We start from the raw sequence: 23029 nt of genomic DNA, 5'->3' as shown, positions 1-23029 counted from the left end.
ATGCTTGGGGACTAGATTAGAAGCTATATCTTAAGCCCCAAACCGCCTGATTTTTCTGTTTGATTTTACTGCGGTCATAGCCACCCAGAATGAAGTCGGAAAAGACATTCACATTCGGCGCAACTGCATAATCCAGCCCGACCGAGGCAAAACGGAAAGCAGTATCGGTCTGGGTATCTAAAAATTCCTGACCTTCATATTTGCCGGAGTCATTAAAATAAGAACCGGCAACGGCCAGATTTCCAGTTAATTTGTCGCTGAGCTGATGGGCATAGTTCAGGCTGACATAAGTATCGCCCTGATTCATATACACCACATCATATAAATAGGTCGACACGCCAAAGGTTAGTGTAGCCTGATCATTCACATTCTTGCTGACACGCAGGCCCAGTTCATTGGAGGTGGTACTGTCCCCACCCGGATAATAATAGGTCGCATTCCACAGATCCCAAGTCAGGCCTTTAAAATCTGACACATGCCCGACAATAAAATCATGTTCCATTTTATCGGTGCTGTATTGCCGGCCTTGTTGTAAATCGCGGTATGAATAACCCAGTGTACTGCCCCAATAACCGGCATAAAAATTTCCGTAACCCAGGGTTAAAGAGGCCTGCAAAGCCAGGTCTTCATTTTCTGGTGCATTGGTCAGACCGCGCGACACATATTTAGATACTGCGGTCAGCTGACCAGACACATCAATAGAGGAAGAGGATGCATCATTGGCCCAGCTGGACATGCTGATACATGATAGACACCCGGCGGCGACCACCGTTCTTGTAAATGGAATCATTGTTTTAAAATTTAACCTGATTGAATGTAAAAATCCCAGCCAACCATCCGACCGTGAGCTGTGCGGATGGTTGGATATGTGATTTTAACTAAGAAAAAAGGATGTGTATAAAAATGCACATCAAAATGATCTAAGAGATCAAAGCGTTCTGTTGCGGCTAGATTGACCGGACTGGCGTATTGGCCCGGTAAAATGGCGCCGTAGATTTGGCCAGCGCCGGTTTGGCGCGAATATGATCGGCCAGTTTTTCGGCCATCATAATGGTGGTGGCATTCAGGTTGCCGGTAATAATCAGCGGCATGATCGAAGCATCAATCACACGCAGGTTTTGCAGCCCATGTACCCGCCCGTAGCCATCGACCACCGCCATATCATCTTCACCCATTTTGCAGCTGCAAGATGGATGGAACGCAGTTTCAGCGTGGTTACGGATAAATTCGTCCAGCTCGGCATCGCTTTGTACCTGTTTGCCCGGGCTGATTTCTTCGCCGCGATAGGCATCTAAAGCCGGTTGATGCATGATGTCCCGGGTAATGCGGATGGCATCACGGAACTCGCGCCAGTCCTGTTCGGTACTCATATAATTGAACAGGATACTTGGATGCTGAAACGGATCTTTGGAGCGCAGTTTGACCCGACCGCGGGATGGAGAGCGCATGGAACCGACATGCGCCTGAAAACCATGCTGCTGAATGGCATTACTGCCATTGTAGTTAATGGCGACCGGTAAAAAGTGATACTGGATATTCGGCCAGGCAAACTCATCGGAGGTGCGGATAAAGCCACCGGCTTCAAACTGGTTACTGGCACCCACACCCTGACCTAAAAACAGCCATTCTGCGCCAATTTTTGGCTGGTTATACCATTTTAAGGCTGGATATAAGCTGACCGGTTTTTTGCACTGATACTGTAAATACATTTCCAGATGATCTTGCAGGTTTTCGCCCACGCCCGGTAAATCATGAACCACCGGAATCTCCAGGCTTTTTAGATGCTGGGCATTACCGACACCGGAACGCTGCAGAATTTGCGGGGAAGCAATGGCACCCCCACAGAGCAACACTTCTTTTTCAGCAAAGACTTGGAGTGGCTGCGCGGTACTTTGTCCCTGAAAATATTCGACGCCTATAGCCTGCTTGCCATTAAATAGAATTTTATTGGTCATGGCATGGGTGCGAATGGTTAAATTCGGGCGCTGTCTGGCCATATTCAGATAACCACGCGCCGTGCTGGAACGGCGTCCCTGTGGGGTTACGGTACGGTCCATCGGACCAAATCCTTCCTGCTGATAGCCATTTAAATCATCGGTACGTGGATAGCCGGCCTGCACCGCAGCGTCGACCATGGCATGAAACAGCTCGTTATTTCCGGCTTTCGGGGTGGCGACCTGTACCGGACCGCTGTCGCCATGATAGTCATTGCCGCCAATATCACGGGTTTCGGCCTTTTTATAATAAGGCAGGCAGTCGGCATAGCTCCAATGCTCCAGTCCTTTCAAACTGGCCCATTGTTCCAGATCCATCGCATTGCCGCGGATATAACACATGCCGTTAATCAGGGAGGACCCGCCCAAGCCTTTACCGCGACCACATTCCATACGGCGATTATTCATATACGGTTCCGGATCGGTCAGATAGGCCCAGTTATAACGCCGGCCCTGTAAGGGATAAGCCAGCGCGGCAGGCATCTGGGTACGAAAATCCAGCCGGTAGTCCGGCCCACCTGCTTCCAGGAGCAACACCGTCGTGTCTGGATCTTCGGTTAATCGAGCCGCCAGCACATTCCCGGCAGAACCTGCACCAATAATAATATAGTCATAGTTCATGCAGCATGATCCTCCCTTAAGCTGAAAATACAGATTGGAAAGGACTCAGTTCCACCTGAACCGATTTGGTCTGGGTATAGTGCTGTAAGGTCACCAGACCATTTTCACGGCCAACACCGGACTGTTTATAGCCACCAACCGGCATTTCTGCCGGAGATTCGCCCCAGGTATTCAGCCAGCAAATCCCCGCTTCAATCTGATGAATAATACGATGGGCACGGCTTAAATCCGGACTGACCACACCAGCAGCCAGACCATAGGTGGTGGCATTGGCTCTGCGGATTACTTCATCTTCGCTGTCATAACTTAAAATACTCATAACCGGGCCAAAAATTTCTTCCTGAACAATGCACATTTCATCATGACAATCAGTAAATACTGTGGGTTCGACAAAAGCCCCGTGCGCAAATTCAGCTGCCGCTGCGCGCTGTCCACCTGTTAACAGACGGGCGCCCTGTTGCTTGCCCAGCTCAATGTAATGCAATACTTTTTCCATATGGGCAAAGCTGGATAGTGGCCCGAAATTAGTGTTCGGGTCTAAAGGCTGACCCATGCGCACATAGGGAATGCGCTGCAGAATCTTTTCTTCAAAAGCGGCTTTTAATGCACTAGGAATAAACACCCGGGTTCCATTGGTACACACCTGTCCAGAACTGTAGAAATTGGCCATCATGGCAATATCGGCAGCCAGATCCAGATCGGCATCTTCACAGATAATTAACGGTGATTTTCCACCAAGTTCCATGGTGACTTCTTTTAAGCTGGACGCCGCCGCCTGTGCCATTACTTTTTTACCGGTACTCACACCGCCGGTAAAGGATACTTTGGCAATCTCCGGATGCTCAGTTAAATAGCTACCCACATCGCCACCACCGGTCACCACATTAAAGACGCCGTCCGGTACTCCGGCTTCACTATAAATTTCGGCCAGTTTTAACGCGGTCAGTGGGGTAATTTCACTGGCTTTAAATACCATGGCGTTGCCTGCGGCCAAGGCCGGTGCAGATTTCCATAACGCAATCTGGATTGGATAATTCCAAGCGCCAATACCGGCCACCACACCCAGCGGTTCACGGCGGGTATAAATAAAAGAACTTTCTCTTAATGGAATTTGCTGGCCTTCGAGCGCTGGTAAAATGCTGGCATAATATTCCAGCACATCTGCCCCGGTCACAATATCGACGCTCCGGGTTTCACTTAAAGGCTTGCCACTGTCCAGGCTTTCAATTTCTGCCAGCTCATCATTGCGTGCCCGTAAAATGGCTACGGCCTGATTTAAAATGCGTGAACGCTGCATGGTGGTCATGGCTGCCCAGACTTTTTGTCCCTGTTTGGCAGACTGTACTGCCCGATCAACATCGGCCTGGTTACATGCCTGAATGGTGGCCAACACCTCAGCATTGGCCGGATTAATACTTTGGAATGTTTCAGAGGATGAAGCATCGACAAACTGACCGTGAATATAAGGTCGTTGTGTATTGAATTGCATCAATTGGTTCTCCTCGTAATTTAGTGAATATTGAGTTGCTGACGGATATAGTCGGCACAAATCTGAATAGGTAAATCGGCATCCAGTTCAGTGGTCATTAAGGAACCGCGTAACCAGAAACCGTCAATCAGTGCGGCCAGACCCTGTGCGGCGCGTTCGGCCTGATCGCGGTCCAGCTGTTTGGCAAACTCATGCTTGATATTGGAATGCAGGCGGTAATGGTTAACCTGCTGCAAACGATGCAAGTCAGGTTGATGCATACTGTTGGCCCAGAATGCCAGCCAGGTTTTCATGGCCGCTTTGTCAGTCTGTTCGGCCGAGAAATTGGCACGCACAATCGCAATCAGGCGCTGCTCCGGGGTATTTTCTGCGGCGTTTAAACTGGCCGAAATGGCATCGCCCAGCTGTTGCAGCAAATAACGCATGGTCGCTTCAATCAGGCCATGCTTGCCCTGAAAATAATGACTGATGATGCCTGTAGACACACCTGCCCGCTGGGCAATCTGGCTGATAGACGCTTCAGCAAAACCCAGTTCATTAATGGCAGATAAGGTGGCATCAATCAGCTGTTGACGACGAATCGGTTGCATACCAACTTTAGGCATAAGATCGACCTGACTAATAAAAATCATACACAAGGCAAGGTAACATATAAAAACGTTATTTTAATTGAACGTTCAATTAAAATAAATTATAGTCCCGTCTGCTTCCTGATGTACAGCTCAGTTTGTTTTTCATTTGCAAATGTTTGTAATGAGAGCCATGCCTATAGTCTGGTTAAGCCAAAACACACTGCGCTGTAGATCCGAATTAAAAAAATATGGTCACAGATTTATGCAAAAGAAAACTGAACAGACGACCGATAGTCTGAACAAAGTTGTCTTTTTTCTTTCGGCAACACTCATCCTGCTGTTTTCGCTGGTTACGATTTTATTTAATGACCAGGCGAATCAGCTCATTACCCAAATCTTGAACTGGGTCAGTCGGACCTTTAGCTGGTATTACCTGCTGGCGGCCACCTTATATCTGGTCTTTGTACTGTTTATTGCCCTGTCGCGTTATGGCGAAATCAAGCTTGGTCCCAAACATTCTAAACCCGAATTCAGCCTGCTGAGCTGGTCGGCCATGTTGTTCTCAGCCGGGATCGGGATTGACTTGATGTTCTTCTCGGTCGCTGAACCCCTGTCTCATTATATGAGTCCTCCAGTCGGTGAAGCTGAAACCTTTGAAGCTGCACGCCAGTCTATGGTCTGGACCCTGTTTCACTATGGTCTGACCGGCTGGAGCATGTATGCGCTGATTGGGGTTGCGTTGGGATATTTCAGTTATCGCTATAATTTACCACTGACAATTCGCTCTGCGCTTTATCCTATTTTTGGAAAAAGAATTAATGGCCCGATTGGCCATACGGTAGATACAGCTGCAGTACTCGGTACGATTTTTGGTATTGCCACCACCTGCGGTATCGGTGTGGTTCAGCTAAATTACGGTCTGCATGTCCTGTTTGGCTTGCCGGAAAATATCTGGATTCAAACTGCATTAATTGGTGTTGCAGTCATTATTACTATTATTTCCGTGACTGCGGGTGTCAATAAAGGTATTCGGGTTCTGTCTGAAATTAATATCTATGTATCAATCGGGTTGCTGCTCTTTATTCTCTTTATGGGAAATACAGAGTTTTTATTAGCGGCTCTAATTCAGAATTTTGGTGATTATCTCAGCCAGTTCCCGAAACTCTCTTTAAGCAGTTTTCCTTTTGAGCAGCCTAAAGAATGGATGAATAGCTGGACGCTGTTCTTCTGGGCATGGTGGATCGCCTGGTCACCTTTTGTTGGTCTGTTCCTGGCCCGTATTTCCCGTGGTCGTACCATTCGCGAATTTGTCACCGGGACTTTGGTTATTCCTCTGTTATTTACCCTGACCTGGTTGTCTATTTTCGGTAACAGTGCTTTATACAGCGTGATTTTTGATGGTAATACTCAACTTGCTACGACAGTTTTAGAAAATCCGGCACATGGTTTTTATGATCTGCTAGCACAGTATCCAGGTTTCACATTTCTCGCAGGTGTCGCCACCATTACAGGTTTGCTGTTCTATGTGACTTCAGCGGATTCAGGGGCATTGGTATTGGGGAACTTCACCACTAAATTCACTAATATTGAGCATGATTCACCGCGCTGGCTCAGTGTGTTCTGGGCCATTGCTATCGGTTTGCTAACTTTGGCAATGCTCATGGCGAATGGCGTGACAGCATTACAGAACACCACGATTATTATGGGTCTGCCTTTTAGTTTCGTGATTTTCTTTGTGATGGCCGGACTGTATAAGTCCTTGCGTCTGGAAGATTTCCGTCAGGCCAGTACCAGCATGAATGCGGCGCCCGTGGTCGGCAATGTCGACATCTTTAACTGGAAAAAACGCCTCAGCCGGGTAATGCTGCATGCCAATTTATCGCAGACCCAGCAAATGCTGGAAGAGGTCTGTAAACCGGCAATGCAGGCGGTGGCCACAGAATTCATCAACAAAGGCATTCAGGTCGATCTGGCGGAAAAAGCCCTGGATGATGAACCGGAACTGTCACATCTGGATTTAACCATTCAGCTGGATGAAGAAGAAAACTTCGTTTACCAGATCTGGCCAATCCGTTATGACACACCCAACTTCAGTTCACGCGGCAAACGCACCAAGAAATACTATTACCGTCTGGAAACCTATCTGTTTGAAGGCTCGCAAGGCAATGATCTGGTGGGTTATAGCAAGGAACAGGTCATTAACGACATTCTGGATAAATACGAGCGCCATTTGATGTTCTTGCACATCAACCGGATTAGTCCAGGCAAGCGCCCGCTCTTTCCAGACCCGGATCAATAAGGAATCTGTAGGATGTCTGAATCGCTTCACGCCTTTGCACTGTTTTTCTCATTATTAAACCCGTTTTTAATGAGTATTTATATGCTCGGCATTATCCGTAATTCCGAGGCCCGAGTGTTTAATCGCGCCCTGATTCAGGGCAGTTTAATCAGCTTTGTGGTGTTTATTATTTTCGCCAAAACCGGTGAAGCCTTTTTTCATGATGTCCTGCATGTCCGTTTTGAATCTTTCCAGATTTTTGGCGGGATTATTTTTCTGGTGATTGGTTATCGCTATGTGTTTGAAGGCGCCGATACCATTGGGGTGATGCGCGGTGCGCCACATCATTTGGCCGGCACCATTGCCATGCCGTTTATGATTGGCCCGGGAACCATCAGCGCCGCGGTCATTACCGGAATTCAGCTAAGCCTGTGGCAACTGGTGCTGGTGATTTTTGTGACACTGTTTCTGACCTGTAGCCTGCTTATTTTAATGAAATATGCACATGATCATTTGCAGCATAAACATTCCAATTATATTGATTTGTATGTCGATATTGTCGGGCGTCTGGCCGCCTTGCTGATTGGGACCATCGCCATTGATATGATTGTGACCGGTGTCAGCGGAATTATGCAGAGCTAAACGTCCAGTTTAGATGCTCTAAACAAAAACCCTCTTTCAATCTGAAAGAGGGTTTTTATTAAGGTTTGGATATTTAACTGTTTAAGAAATCTGTTCCAGCGGCTGGGTATTCCAGACCGGCCACAAAGTTTCCAGTACTTTTTCAAAAGCAGTATTGTCAGTTTGCCACTGTGGATTTTTATCTTTATCGACAATTAAAGCACGCACGCCTTCAACAAAATCACCTTGCTGCATCCAGACATCCTGTAAATTGCGTTCCAGCTGCATTGATTTTTCCAGCGACAAGTTTTGCCCGACCTGTTGCAGCTTTAAGCTGACCTGTTTGGCCATTACTGGACGCTGCTGCAAAATAGCCAGCATTTTCTGCGCCCATTCCTGATCTGGACCGGTACCTGCCTGAGCCAGACTGTGTTCAATATCGTCCAGCGTTGCATAAGAGAAATGGCTATTGATCTGCTCGATACGCTTTTGCAATTCACTTTCTGCCGGATGGGTAATAAAGCTGCTGATGATTTTGCGGATTTCAATCGGGTTGAGTAGCGGCGCTGCAATTAACGCTGCTTCTAATTCAGCAAAGCGCGCACTCGGCACATGATAGTCAATTAAATCTAAATACAAGGCATCGCTGCTGCTGATCTGTTCACCGGTCAGCGCCATATATACACCAACATCATCTAGCCGTGACAGGAAATGGGTGGCACCGACATCGGGGAAAAAGCCGATTGCAGTTTCCGGCATGGCAAAACGGGATTTTTCACTGCTGATCTTGATATGACAGGCTTGCGCCAGACCAAAACCGCCGCCCAGCACATAGCCATCCAGCATCACCATAACGGTTTTTGGAAAATTCCGGATGTTGCTCAACATACGATATTCAGTGGCAAAAAAATCCTGATATTGGGTATTGCCGGCCTGATAACTGTCATACAGATAACGGATGTCACCGCCCGCGCAAAAGGCCTTCGGGCTGTTGGAATTGATCAGGATGGCCTGTACCGCAGCATCCTCACGCCATTGCTCCAGTTGTGCCTGAATACCCTGAATCATCGGCAAGGTTAAGGCATTTAAGTGGCTGGTCCGGTCCAGGCTAATCATGCCTAGACCACCCTGCACATGAATGGCTAAATTATTGTCCGTACTCATTTATTTTTCCTATTATGATTTTTATTGATGGCTAAATTGGGCCGGGCGTTTTTCGACAAAGGCCTGCATACCTTCTTTCTGGTCCTGACCGGCAAAAATGGAATGGAAAATACGTCGCTCAAAACGCAAGCCTTCGGCCAGACTGACTTCAAAAGCACGGTTGATGGATTCTTTAATCATCATCACTGCTGGCAGGGATTTTTCGGCAATTTTTTCTGCGGCTTGCAGAGTTTGCTCTAACAATTCCTCTTTGGCAAACACCCGTGCCACCAGTCCACTTTGTTCAGCTTCCTGCGCGCCCATCTGGCGGGCCGTCAGACACATTTCCATGGCTTTGGCCTTACCAATTGCCAGGGTTAAACGCTGGGTACCGCCAATGCCCGGCAATACACCCAAAGTCACTTCAGGCAGGCCAAATTTGGCATTATCAGCACAGTAAATAAAGTCACACATGAGCGCCAGTTCGCAGCCACCGCCCAAGGCATAGCCACTGACTGCGGCAATTAACGGTTTACGGCGCTGGGCGATGCGGTCGGCCAGACTGAAAAAATCATCCAGATAAATTTGTGGAAATGTGAGATCTGCCATTTCTTTAATATCGGCGCCGGCAGCAAAGGCTTTTTCTGAACCGGTGATGACGATACAGCCAATATCCGGGTCTTTTTCCAGCCGGTCCAGCGCCTGATTAACTTCGACAATCAGCTGATGGTTCAGGGCATTTAAGGCTTTTGGGCGATTTAAGGTTATCAGTCCAACCCCGTTGCGCTGTTCAAGTAAAATTGTTTCCCATTGCATGATCAATCTCCCTGTTCAATTATAAACTACGTGCAATCACCAGACGCTGAATGTCGCTGGTGCCTTCATAAATCTGGCAAATACGCGCATCCCGATAAATACGCTCGATTGGAAAATCTTTTAAATAGCCATAGCCGCCAAAAATCTGTAAGGCTTTGGAACAAACCCGTTCTGCCATTTCTGAGGCAAACAGTTTGGCCATGGAGGCTTCAGTTAAACAGCTTTCACCAGCTTCTTTTTTACGGGCCGCGAAATGCACCAGCTGCCGTGCTGCTTCAATTTCGGTGGCCATGCTGGCCAGCCGGAAAGAAATGGCCTGCTGTTCAAAAATCGGTTTGCCAAAGGCCACACGCTCATGCGCATAGCGGCTGGCTTCTTCTAAAGCGGCGCGCGCCAGACCTACCGCCTGCGCGGCAATCCCGATGCGCCCGCCTTCCAGATTGGCCAGGGCAATTTTTAGGCCTTCACCTTCGGCGCCCAGCCTTAAACTTTCATGAATGCGCACATCGGTTAAGGCAATCTGACAGGTATCGGAAGCATGTAAGCCCAGTTTATTTTCCACCCGGATGACCTCATAACCGGGTGTATCGCGTGGCACTAAAAAGGCGCTCATGCCTTTTTTGCCGGCATTCGGGTCGGTTACGGCAAACACGATAATCATGCCGGCGTTGTTGCCCGAGGTAATAAACTGTTTGGCACCATTAATAATATAATGATCGCCATCTTTAACTGCGCGGGTTTTAATAGCAGCAGCATCCGAGCCGGTATGTGGTTCGGTTAAGGCAAAAGCGCCAATCATTTGACCTTGAGCCAGTGGCTTTAAATATTGCTGCTTTTGCTGCTCGGTGCCGAATTTGAGAATGGGCACACAGCCAACTGAGTTATGCACGCTCATAATGGCCGATGTCGCACCATCGGCTGCGGCAACTTCTTCTAGGGCTAGCACATAGGCCAGCGTTCCCGTGCCTGAACCGCCCCATTCTTCCGGAATCAGCATTCCCATAAAGCCCAGTTCACCCATTTGGGCCAAAGCCTCTTTCGGGAAAATGCCTTTTTCATCCCATTCGCCAGCATTCGGTTTAATCTGCTCCTGGGCAAAACTTTTGGCCATGTCCTGAATCAGCTGTTGTTCTTCCGTAAATTGCATACCTGCTTCCCTTAATCTTCTTATTGAGATGTCTTTCTTGATCTGTTGGCGTTTTCGTTTTTTAGCGTTTTATGCAGTTTTGGCCTGCTGTAATTTGCTGATTTCCTGATTACGCAGTAAAAAGCGCTGGATTTTGCCACTTGGGGTTTTTGGCAGTTCAGTCACAAATTCAATCAGGCGTGGATAGGCATGTGCAGACAGACGTTTTTTGACAAACTGTCCCAGTTCTTCTTCAAGTTGTTGCGTGGCTTGTACCTGCTGGGCCAGCACCACAAAGGCTTTAATTACTTCGGTACGCTCCGGATCCGGTACACCAATCACGGCGGCTTCAATCACCGCATCATGTTCCAGCAAGGCGCTTTCCACATCAAATGGGCCAACCCGATAGCCTGACGTTGTAATGACATCATCACTACGTCCGACAAAGCTCATGCTGCCATCGGCGTGAATTTCGGCGGTATCGCCAGTTAAGTAATAATCTCCAACAAATGGTGACTTACGGCTTTCATCATAACCGCCAAACCACATCATTGGTGATTGACGGATATCAATCGCCAGAATGCCCGCAGTATCTGCTGCTAAGGCCTGACCCTGCTCATCAACCACGGCAATGGTATAGCCCGGGCTGGCAAAGCCGGCTGAACCTGAACGTACCGGATGTTCCAAGGCATGATGATTACACACCACCATCCCCACTTCGGTCTGGCCATAATGGTCGTAAATGGGCACATCCAGTACCTGTTCAAACCAGCGGATTACTTCTGGATTTAATGGTTCGCCGGCACTGCTGACCACGCGTAATTTGCCACGTAGCTGTGCCATCTGTGCCTGATCGGCAGCCATCATCATCCGGTACGCCGTCGGGGCACCGGCCAGATTGGTGATGCCATATTGCTGAACAATTTCGCAGACACTTTCGGCATTAAAACCACCTTCATAAAACAGGGTCGAATGCCCCAGTAGCAATGGCCCGGTAATGGCATAGTACAGACCATACGCCCAGCCCGGATCTGCAATATTCCAGAACGCATCTTCCGGTTGCAGGCCAATGGCATTTTGCATATAGCCGCCAAATGCAATCAGGGCTTTTAGTGGCACTTTCAGCGGTTTGGCCGGCCCGGTGGTGCCCGAAGTAAACATCAATAAAAATGGATCATCAATCGTCAGCATTTCCAGTTCACAGTGCTCGGCCTGACCCTTCAATACGCTCCAGAAACTGAAATCTTGCGGATAGGCATCGGCCTGGCGCTCTGCATGCACGGTCACAATGTCTGGACAGTTCGCAATATCCACCAATTTATCGCGGTTGGCCAAATCGGTGACCACCAGCTTGCTTTGAGCCAGCTGAATACGGTGTTCAATGGCTTTGGGTCCAAAGGCGGTAAACAGCGGCTGATACACCGCGCCAATTCGCCAGGTGGCCAAAATAGTAATGATCAGTTCCGGAGTGCGTGGCAATAAGCCAGAAACGCGGTCACCTTTTTGCACACCCTGCGCTTTTAAAAAGCTGGCAAACTGGCTGGCATATTTTTTTAGCTCGGCAAAGCTGTACTGCTCTTTGCGGCCATCTTTACCATGCCAGTACAAGGCAATCGCATCTGAACCGGCGTGGCGGTCGCAGCATTCAAAACAGGCATTAAGTGCCTGCATGGTGCCAGACAGATACTGGCGTGCAACCGTATTGAGATCAAATTCCTGAACCGTTTTTTGATAATTTAACATATGTACCTCAGCCTGAATTTATCGTTATTACTGACAAGGTGTATGGATGTAGCCTGTCCCTGCTCCATCATGTTGCTATTTTTTTACGCTGTTGGCGCGGTATAATGATGCATGATGCTGGAGAAATCCAGATGTGCATGACCTTCCTGACACAACTGCTGATACAGCTGTTGCACCAGACTGCCCAGAACAATCGGATGCTCGGCCTGATGTGCAGCATCAACCGCCAGCCCTAAATCTTTCAGCATCAGTTGTGCGGCAAAACCATCGGTATAACCACGAGATGCTGGCGCATTGGCACAGATATCTGGCCACGGATTATAGACTTCAGAACTCCAGCAGCGCCCAGATGAGCTGTTAATGACTCCGGCCAGCGCTTGCGGATCAATCCCGAGTTTTACTCCCAGTGCCATGCCTTCGGCGACCGCCGTCATGGAAATACCCAGAATCAGGTTATTACAGATTTTTGCCACCTGCCCGGTGCCAATAGCACCACAATGCACCAGATTTTTCCCCATCGCACTCAGTACCGGCTTCACTGCTTCAAATGTGGCGGCATCGCCCCCAACCATAAAGGTCAAGGTGCCCTCTTTGGCGCCTAAGGTTCCACCAGACACCGGTGCATCACAGACCTGAATCTGTCGAGCCTGTGCGGCTGCGTCCACGACCTGAATGGTTTTCGGGTCAATGGTGCTGCTGTCGATACATAAACTGCCAGCCGGCAGCACGTTTAAAATACCCTGTTCACCCAGATACACCGTGCGTACATGCTGGGCCGCAGGTAGCATGGTCACCACCACATTGGCCTGTTGGGCTGCATCTCGCGGACTCTGGCAAACCACGCCACCGGCCTGGGCAAAATGTTCTAAAGCGATCTCGCTCAAGTCATAGCCAAACACTTGATGGCCGGCTTTGAGTAAGTTCTGTGCCATGGAGCCGCCCATGTTGCCTAAACCAATAAATGCAATTTTCATGGTCATTCTCCTTAACGCAGACTGATGGTGGTATTCACACCAGCACTTTCCTGATCATCTTCAAACCAGCGGCTGGTGATAGTTTTGGTCTGGGTATAGAACTGCACGGCCTGTTTGCCATACGGGCCTAAATCACCGAGTTTGGAGCCACGGGAACCGGTAAAACTGAAAAATGGTACCGGCACCGGAATTGGAATATTAATACCGACCTGACCAATATCAATCTGGTTCTGGAAAGTACGTGCGGTACTGCCGCTTTGGGTAAATAAGCCCACGCCATTACCAAACGGATTGGTATTAATCAGCTGAATAGCCTGTTCTAACGTATCGACATGAATGATGGCCAAGACCGGACCAAAGATTTCTTCCTTATAAATGCGCATCTCGGTCGTGACCTGATTAAAAATGGTCGGACCAACAAAATTGCCTTGCTCATAGCCGGCAACCTGCACCTCGCGGCCATCTAGCAGCAGTTCTGCACCCTGCTCGACACCACTGTTAATCAGGTCAATCACACGGGCTTTGGCACGGGTTGAGATGACCGGTCCGACATCGGTATTCGGTTCATGGCCAGCATTGACCTTTAAGGTTTTGGCTTTATTGACCAGCTCATCGACCCAATGCTTGCTTTCACCGACCATCACCGCCACAGACAGGGCCATACAGCGCTGACCGGCGGCGCCAAAGGCTGCACCAACCAAGGCATTTAAGGTCTGTTCTTTATCGGCATCCGGCATTACCACCACATGGTTTTTGGCGCCCATCATTGACTGTACCCGTTTGCCATGCTGGCCTGCCAGGTTATAGACATGGGTACCCACCGCCGTAGAACCGACAAAGGAAATGGCCTTGATATCAGAATGCGTACACAGCAGATCGACCACTTCTTTACCACCATGCACCACATTCAGTACCCCGGCAGGAACACCAGCCTGCATCGCCAGTTCGACCAGCATCATGGTTGATAGCGGATCCTGCTCCGACGGCTTTAAGACAAAAGTATTGCCGCAGACAATGGCCATTGGGAACATCCACAACGGAATCATCGCAGGGAAATTAAACGGGGTAATTCCGGCACAGACACCTAAGGGTTGCTGCATGGTATAGGTATCCACCCCGCGCGCCACGCCTTCAATATACTCACCCATTTGCAGCGAACCGACCGAGCAGGCATGTTCCACCACTTCCAGGCCACGCTGAATATCACCTTCGGCATCTGCTAATGTTTTGCCCTGTTCAGCGGTCAGGACTTGTGCAATACTTTTTAAGTTTTGACGGATCAGCTCCTGCAGTTTCAGCATAATCCGCATACGGGCCTGAATAGGTGTTTCACGCCAGCTGGCAAAAGCCTGTTGGGCTGCGGCAATGGCGGCATTGACTTCTTCTGCAGTGGCAAACGGCACCTGACCCAGAACCTCCTGGGTAGCAGGATTGACAATATCTTGCCAATGACTGGTTCTGGAGTCGATAAATTCACCATTAATCAGCAGTTTTGCCGTGGTGAGGCCGGTATTCGAATGGGGATGATGAATCGCGTTCATGGTCGCTCCGTGCTGGTTTGTTATTGTCGTTTTATCTGCCTTTACTGGCTGTTTTTAACGTATTATTTTTACGCTGTTTCAGCAGACTAACAAAGAACACTTTTGGCACCAATAGAGATTGGCGCACGACGATTGTGCAAATTTGCACAGAGATTTAACAGGATGTTAAACATAAAATGAAAGTTGATTGGGATCACTTACGCTTTTTTCTGGTCTTGGCCCGGGCCAAAACCCTCACCAATGCTGCGCGCCTGATGGAAGTGGAACACAGCACCGTGGCACGGCGCATTCAGGCGCTGGAAAATACCTTGGGTACCCAGCTGTTTAAACGTGAAGCCAAAGGCTATGAGCTGACTGCGGAAGGTCTGGCACTGGTGCCCCGCGTCGAACAGATGGAACAGTCTTTTATCCAGATTGATAAACGCCATGACCCTTTACAAGGCCGGGTACGCATTGGTGCGCCGGAAGGTTTCGGGACGGCGTTTCTGGCCCGGCTGCTGGCGGAGTTTTCACAGCATTATCCTTCGCTGACTATTGACCTGATTCCGGTGCCAAAAACCATCAAACTTTCACATCGTGAGGCCGATATTGTCATTTCAATTGACCGGCCCAAATCCGGGCCTTATATCATTACCCGACTCTCAAATTACTGTTTAAAACTGTACGGCAGTCAAAGCTATTTACAGCAAAATCCACCAATTAGACAGCTGGAAGATCTGAAACAGCACCGATTTGTCGATTATATTGATGATCTGGTGTATAGCTCGGCGCTGTATTCGCTGGAACGTTTGCCGCTGCAAGTGACAGCTTGTTTTCGCAGTAACAGTATTCTGGCCCAGCAGATTGCGGTCAGTACCGGCGCCGGACTGGCAATTTTGCCGCGATTTCTGGTGCATGATAAACCCGATCTGCAAGAAGTTCTGGGCGATCAGGTCAGTTTTACCCATACCTTCTGGATGTTGACCCTAGTTGATTTACAGCATGAGCCGAAAATCAAACTGGTCTGGGATTTCCTGCGCAAACAGGCCGATGTGCAGCAGGCCCTGTTAATGGGCACTTAAAATCCTTTGCAGTATCTGGAGATTGACACATGCCGATACAGCAACTGAACGTATCACAACACTTAGCGCCCATTACGCTTGCTAAATTAACAGTCGATGAACCGAATAATATGAACCATTCAGGAAAATGATATGAAGATTCTCATCGTGCTGACCTCTCATGACCGTCTGGGTGATACAGGCAAACAGACCGGTTTCTGGCTGGAAGAACTGGCCGCCCCTTATTATGCTTTTGTTGATGCTGGCGCCGAGGTGACCTTGGCCTCTCCTAAAGGTGGTCAACCGCCTCTTGATCCGAAAAGTAATGAACCCGATGCTCAGACCAAAGCCACCGAGCGTTTTAAGGCGGATACCGCCGCCATGCAAGATCTGGCGCAGACACGCAAACTCAGTGAGGTGTCGATTGCCGATTTTGATGCCGTGTTTTATCCGGGCGGTCATGGACCCTTATGGGATTTGGCCGAAGACCCGGACTCCATCTCTTTGATTGAACAAACATTGCAAGCAAATAAACCGGTGGCGTTGGTCTGTCATGCGCTGGGAGTATTACGTCATGTCAAAGCACAGGATGGCCAACCGCTGGTCAAAGGCAAGACTGTAACCGGTTTTAGCAATACAGAAGAAGATGCAGTTGGGCTAACCAATATTGTGCCCTTTTTAGTTGAAGATATGCTGAAAGAATACGGCGGGCAATATTCAAAAGCCGAGGACTGGCAGGTGCATGTACAGCAAGATGGTTTGCTGATTACCGGACAGAATCCGGCCTCCTCAGAGGCGACCGCAGAAGCGTTATTGAAATTCTCGAAATAAGCATAGACATCGACGTCATCGCTTTTTGTGCTTAATAGAAAACTCCTGAATTAATTATCAGGAGTTTTGCTTTTAATGAAAGGAATTAACTGGCAGATGCAATATGCTGGGCCAGCATTTCCCGAAGTTTAAATTTCTGGATTTTCCCTGATGGGGTCATTGGAATTTCATCCCAGATTTCTAAACGCTCTGGAATATACTGAATTGCCAGATTGTGTGCTTTCAGGAACTCGACCAAATCCTTTAACTGCATGGTTTGCGTGCCTTCTTTGAGCTTCACGATGGCGCAGGCTTTCTCGCCCAGTCGCTCATCTGCATACGGAATTAACGCCACCGTTGCCACATCTGGATGTAAATAAATTAAAGATTCAACTTCGGCCACAGGAATATTTTCGCCACCGCGAATAATCACATCTTTTTTACGTCCAGCAATCCGGATATAACCTTGCTCGTCCAGATAGGCAATATCACCAGTATCGAACCAGTCATCTGCACTGGTTTCGTTTAAATGTGGGCGCTTCATATAGCCACCAAAATTGGAACAACTGCGAATCATCAGGGTGCCCGATTGATGTGGTGCTAATTCTTCACCATCATCGCCAACCACTTTCACTTCAACGCCAGGAAGTGGCAAGCCGTCGGTATTAAAGGAACGCTCATCCTCATCTTCAGGGCGGGTGGTGGTTACTGCGCCGCATTCGGTCATACCCCAAGCTGAAATGACTTTAACGCCTATATTCTGACGTGCTTTTTGTACCAAGGTGCTTGGAATCGGTGCGCCCGCACACAGGAATATTTTTAAACTGTCTAAAGTCTGATGGTTGTGTAAGACGGCTTCAGATAAATCATTTAAAAATGGGGTCGACGCCATGGTAAAAGTCACCTGATGCTGATGCATCAGCTCAATGGCGAGATTGACATCCCAGACATCCTGCAAGACGGCTTTGGCTTTTAATAAAACCGGCATGATCAGCCCATACATAAAACCGGTTTGATGCGCCATTGGTGATCCCATAAAAATCACATCGTTGTGGTTCAAATGTAAACGTTCAGCATAGGGAACAATATTGGCAAATAAGGTATTTGCACTATGCATCACCCCTTTGGGTTCACCGGTAGTGCCGGAGGTAAAGACCAGCTGTGCAATATCATCAGCGGTGATGGTGACTTCATTCAGGCTATTCAGGATTTGCGGATCATTCTCCAGACCGTGGTTAAGTAATAATTTTTCAAAACTATTCTCACCCTCTCCACCGACCACAATCACCTGTTGCAAACTTTCAAGATGACGTTGTAACTGATAGGCCAGTTTTTCATGGTCAAATTTACGGAAGACTTTCGGTACAATAAAAACCTTACTTTCCGTATGTTTCAGCATAAATGACAGTTCACGCTCTCTAAAAATCGGCATCAGCGGATTGAGTACGGCCCCAATCCGACGACAGGCGATATACAATAAAGTGAACTCCCACCAGTTGGGGAGTTGGCAAGACACAATATCCTGTTTCTGTACACCTAACTGTTTTAATCCCAACGAAATTTTATTGGCTGTCTCCAGCATTTGCCGGTAAGTAAAACTTTGCTCTGACTGACTTTCAGTTTTATAGCTGACCAAGGCAATTTTATCTGGATCTTGCTGTACTGCTTCATCTAATGATTGCAGGATGGTTTTATTTAACCAGTAGCCTTGTTGCACCATTTTTTCCCGGCGTGGGGGTAGAAGAACCGCATCGAAATCCATTCCATAACTCCATTTTTATCATGATCCGCCTGTTCACTTTGTTAAAGTGCTTAAGCGTGAGGCACTATTTGTAGATAGATCTGCTTGACCAATCGCACAGCAACACGTGGTATGCGATTGTGATCAGTACTTTTGATAAACGATGATGCTGACCTGTTTCCATCAGGCCGGGACAGCTTTACGTCCGGCTTTTTTACGCGCAATAATGGTTTTCATAATTTGCGCAGTGCCATCACCTATCTGGAAGCCCAGTACATCGCGCATACGCTGCTCCATCACTCCGCGGTCATAGCCTGCATGACCAAAGGTCAGTAAGCATTGATGAATCACATCATAGGCCAGTTTCGGTCCCCACCATTTACACATCCCGGCTTCAGAGGTATGCGGTAAATGGTTGTCTTTTAGCCATAACGTTTGCAGACACAATAATCGTGCAGCTTCGACCTGGGTTTCATATTCAGCCAGAGGATGCGAAATACCTTGAAATGCCGTGAGAGGCTGGCCAAAAGCTTCGCGCTGCGCTGCATATTCCCAGGCTTCATCCAGGCTCACCCGTGCTACAGCCAGTACCTGTAAACCAATTAAGGCACGGGAAAAGTCAAATCCTTGCATAACCTGGACAAACCCTTTGTTTTCATCTCCCAGACGATGATTGACCGGAACCCGAACGTTATCAAAGAAAATGGAACCGCGACCAATGGCACGCTGGCCATGACAATCAAAACGTGTGGTGCTAATACCCGGCAAGTCCATCGGCACCAGCAATGCCGTTACGCCATGTGCACCATCTTCAACCGAACCGGTACGTCCAAACACCACCGATGCATCAGCCTGATCGGCTGCAGAAATCGAGGTTTTTTCACCGTTAATGACATATTCATCTCCCTCACGTTCAATTTTCAAACGCAAGTTGGCGGCATCTGAACCCCCACGTGGCTCGGTGAGTGCAATTGAGAAAATGGCTTCACCTGCGGTCAGCTTTCTCAGCCACGGTTCCACCACCTCAGGTTGACCATGTTCCGCCAGAATCTGTCCATTTAAGGAAGCCAGCAAGTTAATATAGGAGAAACTTAAATCGGCCTTGGCCACCGCTTCATGAATAATACCCGCAGCCAGCCGGCCCATGTCCTGGCCGCCGTATTGTTCTGGAAGTTCTGGTGCAATAAAGCCCATCTCGCCCATTTTTTTCACCAGATCACGATCAAAGACACGACTTTGATCACGCGCTAAAAAACCGGGTGCAATATATTTTTGTGCAAATTTTTCAACCGTTTCTGCTAAAAATGCCAGTTCTTCCGTGATATAAGGATTTTGAGTCATACGTATTTTCCTTATTATTTATAAAATTTACGAAATTCAGGCTGGCGTTTTTCTTTAAGTGCATTGACGCCTTCGCGTGATTCTTCTGTGTCGTAATACAGTTTCAGGGCATACATGCCCATCCCGGCAATTCCGGCCTGATGTGCGGTATCCATATTGAAACTGCGTTTGGCAATAGCAATTGCTGTCGGACTACGCTGACAGATTTCTTCTGCCCATGCCTGTACTTCGGCATCCAGCTGATCAGCCGGTACGCACTTATTGGCCAGCCCGATTTCAACCGCTTCCTGACCGCTATAACGGCGGCACAAGTACCAGATTTCACGGGCTTTTTTCTCACCGACGACACGCGCCAGATATGCTGTGCCATAGCCCGGATCGACAGAGCCCATTTTGGGACCGACCTGGCCAAAAATCGCTTTTTCAGAACAGATGGTCAGGTCACAAATGGTCGCCAGCACATTCCCGCCACCAATTGCATAACCTTGTACACGGGCAATCACCGGTTTGGGCACATCACGGATGGCGGTATGTAATTCTTCCATCGGTAGGCCAATGGTGCCGCGTCCATCATAATTACCATCATGTGCAGACTGGTCACCGCCAGTACAGAAAGCTTTTTCACCTGCTCCTGCCAGGACAATGGCACCCACATCCCGGTCATAGCCTGCCTTATTTAAAGCCTTGATTAGCTCATCACACGTGGTCCCGCGAAAGGCATTCATTTTTTCGGGGCGGTTAATGGTGATCCAGGCCACGCCGTTTTTCACTTCATATAAAATATCTTCAAAATTCATGGTTATACTTCCTGTATTAATCCTATCTGTACTCATCTGATTTTATTTTTGACCTTTAATGCGGGTTTCGACTTAGCCACTCATGGTTAAACCACCTGAAACACTCAGCACCTGTCCGGTAATAAAGCTGGCATCTTCACTTAAAAAGAAGGCAATTGCAGAGGCCAAATCTTCAGGTTGCCCCAAACGGCCCAGTGGAATTGAGCGGATAAAGGCTTCCCGTAATTTTTCCGGATTCGATGCACCTTCGGTCACGCCAGCCAAGAGTGCTGTATCGGTTGGACCCGGGCAAATTACATTAATCTTGATGTTATGACGCGAATGCTCACGTGCCAGCGTTTTCGAAAATGACAGCAGTCCACCTTTACAGGCCGCATAAACCGCTTCACCTGAAGAACCGACGCGCGCAGCATCTGATGCAATATTGACGATACTGCCCGTATTACGCTCAACCATGCCCTTCAGGACAGCAAAATGCATATTCAGCATACCAACCAGATTAATCTGGATCAGCTTGTCCCATTCCTGTGGATTGGTTTTAACAAAAGGCTTAAAAATATCCCAACCGGCATTATTGACTAGGCCATCTACCGGCCCCAGCTGGCTTTCGACCTGCTGTACAGCCTGCTCAACTGTATTGTGATTGGTAATATCACACTGTACTGCCAATGCCTGACCGTTCTGCTGGTTAATCTCCTGCGCCAACTGCTCTGCTGCGGTCATATTCATATCAAAGATTGCGACTTTAGCGCCCTCTTCTGCCAGCCGGCGACAGGTTGCTGAACCAATTCCACCTGCACCGCCTGTCACAATAACCACTTTATCCTTTAAGCCTTTCATTTATGTCTCCCTGCGCTGTTCTTATGCCAATTTGCCTGGCCGTTTTTTATTCAATACCCATGTTCTTTACAATAGGAGTAGAATAATTTTATGTCAATACATTTACATAAAATAAAATTTAAAATTAATTTAAATTAAATATATCAATTATTTATGATTTATTAAAAATAAACACATTGACATAAATTGGCTTTAACCTTAAGTTTTATGCGTAAAGCAAGCAGATGTGACAGAACCAAGAAAGAGGATGGTTCATCTATACAGTACTGAACGGAGGCGCAAAAATGTGGGCACGACCAGCAAAGAAAAATTGCTGATCCCCTCTGAATTACAGCCAGATAGAAAACAGAGACTGATTTATACAAGATACCTTTTGAGTATAATGCAGCTTATTGAATGAATTTGATCAGGGTGGTCTTTTAGAATGACTGATGCTCTAACAAAAAAATATGATCAATCCTTATATTCCGCCCACAATAGACTTTTTTTTAGACTGTTTCAGGTGGGAAATACACTGGACCGCAAATGCTCCAACGAATTGAGGATTTCTCCGGTGCACTGGGCAGTTTTAGGGGCTTTGTCTCGCCCACGGGTTCTATCCGGAATGTCATTTTCCGATTTAACCGACTATCTGGGTGTGAGCCGTCAAAACCTGGATGCCGTATTAAAACGGCTGGAACGCGAAGGTCTGGTACAGCGCGTGATTAATGAACAGGACCGCCGTGCAAAAAATGTTGCGCTGACCGATGCAGGTCTTAAAACCTGGGACAGCCTGCAAGATGACTTCTTTAATTTTTATGGCCAGGCTTTAAATACATTGGCCTTTGATGATGTGGTGACTCTGATTCACCTGTTAAACAAAGTTAATGATGGGCTAAAGAGCATTCAAATTGCCCAGAAGAATACTGCTTCGGACGTTTGATTAAACATTGAAGATAAGACTTCTGGAATCAAAAAAATGAGCCTTTCAAGGCTCATTTTTTTATTACTTGATATCACTACCGTCCGAACCCGACCCAACCGGTCGCAGGCCCAGCCACCAAGAAAACCACCTACGGCCATGCCGGCCAGCGTCGCGCTTCCCAGGGCACCAGCCTGTAAATTGCTTAAGCCAAATTCTGCTTTCAGACTGTTTAAGCTAAAGGAGAGCAAGAGCATGTCTGCCCCATCGACCAGCAGCGCCAGAAAGGCAAATACAAATGCAATTTGCTGGGTTCTTTTGGTGGTGGGTTGAATCTTTTTTAGCTCAGTTACCAAATCCGTCATGAATTAAATATCCTTGTTCTTTCTATTCCTTGTTTATTTTTCAGTTGCTTATCGCTCACGAAGTTCCTGATGTGAGCCTATTGTTGTGCTGCGTTTTTCAATCCATAGCTGTGCTGCTCCTGATCTTTTTGTTGCTGTCATGAAGACTTCTCAGCCTCTGTTTGTTTTTTGGTCGTTCTTTTTAGCTCACTCAGGGTAGACAAGATAAAAATAATTTTAAACAAATTTTGATATATTATTTTGTTATACGAAATTAACGGTCGCATAGTTGAGTGT

The 23029-nt window shown here is 47.8% G+C and carries 19 protein-coding genes and 1 pseudogene; 5 read left to right on the top strand and 15 right to left on the bottom strand.

Translation table 11 applies throughout. From position 1 onward, the window contains the following. Positions 1–16: 16 nt before the first annotated feature. The 4 genes from FTU86_RS02175 to betI form a co-directional block, all read right to left on the bottom strand. Entirely contained in the window at positions 17–790 is a 774-nt protein-coding gene (locus tag FTU86_RS02175) for a TorF family putative porin (RefSeq protein WP_075166629.1), read from the bottom strand. Positions 791–947: 157 nt separating this feature from the next. Next, positions 948–2615: a choline dehydrogenase gene (gene betA, locus FTU86_RS02170; protein ID WP_180036341.1), complete on the bottom strand. Its 1668-nt coding sequence runs from the start codon at positions 2613–2615 to the stop codon at positions 948–950. A gap of 16 nt (positions 2616–2631) precedes the next feature. Continuing rightward, positions 2632–4107, bottom strand: coding sequence for a betaine-aldehyde dehydrogenase (betB, locus tag FTU86_RS02165; protein WP_171525513.1), 1476 nt, complete (start codon positions 4105–4107; stop codon positions 2632–2634). A gap of 17 nt (positions 4108–4124) precedes the next feature. Further along, entirely contained in the window at positions 4125–4709 is a 585-nt protein-coding gene (gene betI / locus FTU86_RS02160) for a transcriptional regulator BetI (protein WP_168400231.1), read from the bottom strand. Between the two features lie 229 nt (positions 4710–4938). Here betI and FTU86_RS02155 point away from each other — a divergent pair, with 229 nt between their 5' ends. Together FTU86_RS02155 and FTU86_RS02150 are read left to right on the top strand one after the other, a co-directional pair. Next, positions 4939–6975: a choline transporter gene (locus FTU86_RS02155; protein WP_180036342.1), complete on the top strand. Its 2037-nt coding sequence runs from the start codon at positions 4939–4941 to the stop codon at positions 6973–6975. A gap of 12 nt (positions 6976–6987) precedes the next feature. Further along, entirely contained in the window at positions 6988–7596 is a 609-nt protein-coding gene (locus FTU86_RS02150) for a MarC family protein (RefSeq protein WP_005177911.1), read from the top strand. An 81-nt stretch (positions 7597–7677) separates the two neighbouring features. On the opposite strand, the gene FTU86_RS02145 is transcribed toward FTU86_RS02150, so the two are convergent. The 6 genes from FTU86_RS02145 to FTU86_RS02120 all read right to left on the bottom strand — a co-directional run bounded on the left by FTU86_RS02145 (position 7678) and on the right by FTU86_RS02120 (position 14918). Next, a complete protein-coding gene (locus tag FTU86_RS02145) occupies positions 7678–8739 on the bottom strand; it encodes an enoyl-CoA hydratase/isomerase family protein (protein WP_180036343.1) in 1062 nt (353 codons plus the stop codon). Between the two features lie 21 nt (positions 8740–8760). After that, positions 8761–9534, bottom strand: coding sequence for an enoyl-CoA hydratase (locus FTU86_RS02140; RefSeq protein WP_104470214.1), 774 nt, complete (start codon positions 9532–9534; stop codon positions 8761–8763). A gap of 19 nt (positions 9535–9553) precedes the next feature. Further along, entirely contained in the window at positions 9554–10681 is a 1128-nt protein-coding gene (locus FTU86_RS02135; RefSeq protein WP_104470213.1) for an acyl-CoA dehydrogenase family protein, read from the bottom strand. A gap of 69 nt (positions 10682–10750) precedes the next feature. Beyond that, positions 10751–12403 (bottom strand): AMP-binding protein, encoded by a 1653-nt coding sequence (locus FTU86_RS02130; protein ID WP_180036344.1) that lies wholly within the window; start codon positions 12401–12403, stop codon positions 10751–10753. 83 nt (positions 12404–12486) lie between these two features. Beyond that, a complete protein-coding gene (gene mmsB / locus FTU86_RS02125) occupies positions 12487–13377 on the bottom strand; it encodes a 3-hydroxyisobutyrate dehydrogenase (protein ID WP_180036345.1) in 891 nt (296 codons plus the stop codon). A gap of 11 nt (positions 13378–13388) precedes the next feature. Continuing rightward, on the bottom strand, positions 13389–14918 hold the full coding sequence (locus FTU86_RS02120; RefSeq protein WP_168418666.1) for a CoA-acylating methylmalonate-semialdehyde dehydrogenase: 1530 nt from the start codon (positions 14916–14918) through the stop codon (positions 13389–13391). A 176-nt stretch (positions 14919–15094) separates the two neighbouring features. Here FTU86_RS02120 and FTU86_RS02115 point away from each other — a divergent pair, with 176 nt between their 5' ends. After that, positions 15095–15979: a LysR family transcriptional regulator gene (locus tag FTU86_RS02115; RefSeq protein ID WP_104471333.1), complete on the top strand. Its 885-nt coding sequence runs from the start codon at positions 15095–15097 to the stop codon at positions 15977–15979. Positions 15980–16111: 132 nt separating this feature from the next. After that, positions 16112–16789 carry a type 1 glutamine amidotransferase domain-containing protein gene (locus FTU86_RS02110; protein ID WP_180036346.1) on the top strand — a complete coding sequence of 226 codons (678 nt, stop codon included), beginning with the start codon at positions 16112–16114 and terminating at the stop codon, positions 16787–16789. 85 nt (positions 16790–16874) lie between these two features. Here FTU86_RS02110 and aliA read toward each other — a convergent pair whose 3' ends face one another. The 4 genes from aliA to FTU86_RS02090 form a co-directional block, all read right to left on the bottom strand. Further along, entirely contained in the window at positions 16875–18530 is a 1656-nt protein-coding gene (aliA, locus tag FTU86_RS02105) for a cyclohexanecarboxylate-CoA ligase (RefSeq protein WP_168405817.1), read from the bottom strand. Between the two features lie 162 nt (positions 18531–18692). Continuing rightward, the gene (aliB, locus tag FTU86_RS02100; protein WP_180036347.1) at positions 18693–19850 is read right to left on the bottom strand and encodes a cyclohexanecarboxyl-CoA dehydrogenase; all 1158 of its coding nucleotides are present in this window, start codon (positions 19848–19850) and stop codon (positions 18693–18695) included. Between the two features lie 14 nt (positions 19851–19864). Further along, positions 19865–20647, bottom strand: coding sequence for a 2-ketocyclohexanecarboxyl-CoA hydrolase (badI, locus tag FTU86_RS02095; protein ID WP_005177941.1), 783 nt, complete (start codon positions 20645–20647; stop codon positions 19865–19867). A gap of 72 nt (positions 20648–20719) precedes the next feature. Continuing rightward, positions 20720–21487: a glucose 1-dehydrogenase gene (locus FTU86_RS02090; protein ID WP_005177943.1), complete on the bottom strand. Its 768-nt coding sequence runs from the start codon at positions 21485–21487 to the stop codon at positions 20720–20722. 424 nt (positions 21488–21911) lie between these two features. Here FTU86_RS02090 and FTU86_RS02085 point away from each other — a divergent pair, with 424 nt between their 5' ends. After that, a complete protein-coding gene (locus FTU86_RS02085; protein WP_180036348.1) occupies positions 21912–22409 on the top strand; it encodes a MarR family winged helix-turn-helix transcriptional regulator in 498 nt (165 codons plus the stop codon). Positions 22410–22477: 68 nt separating this feature from the next. Here FTU86_RS02085 and FTU86_RS02080 read toward each other — a convergent pair. Then, positions 22478–22753: pseudogene (locus FTU86_RS02080) on the bottom strand (MFS transporter); the annotation flags it as partial. Positions 22754–23029: the final 276 nt, after the last annotated feature.

It is taken from the genome of Acinetobacter sp. YH12155, assembly GCF_013418255.1.
Classification (GTDB): Bacteria; Pseudomonadota; Gammaproteobacteria; order Pseudomonadales; family Moraxellaceae; genus Acinetobacter; species Acinetobacter indicus.
Note: the sequence above shows the minus strand (reverse complement) of the source record. Positions and strands in the feature narration are given on the sequence as shown.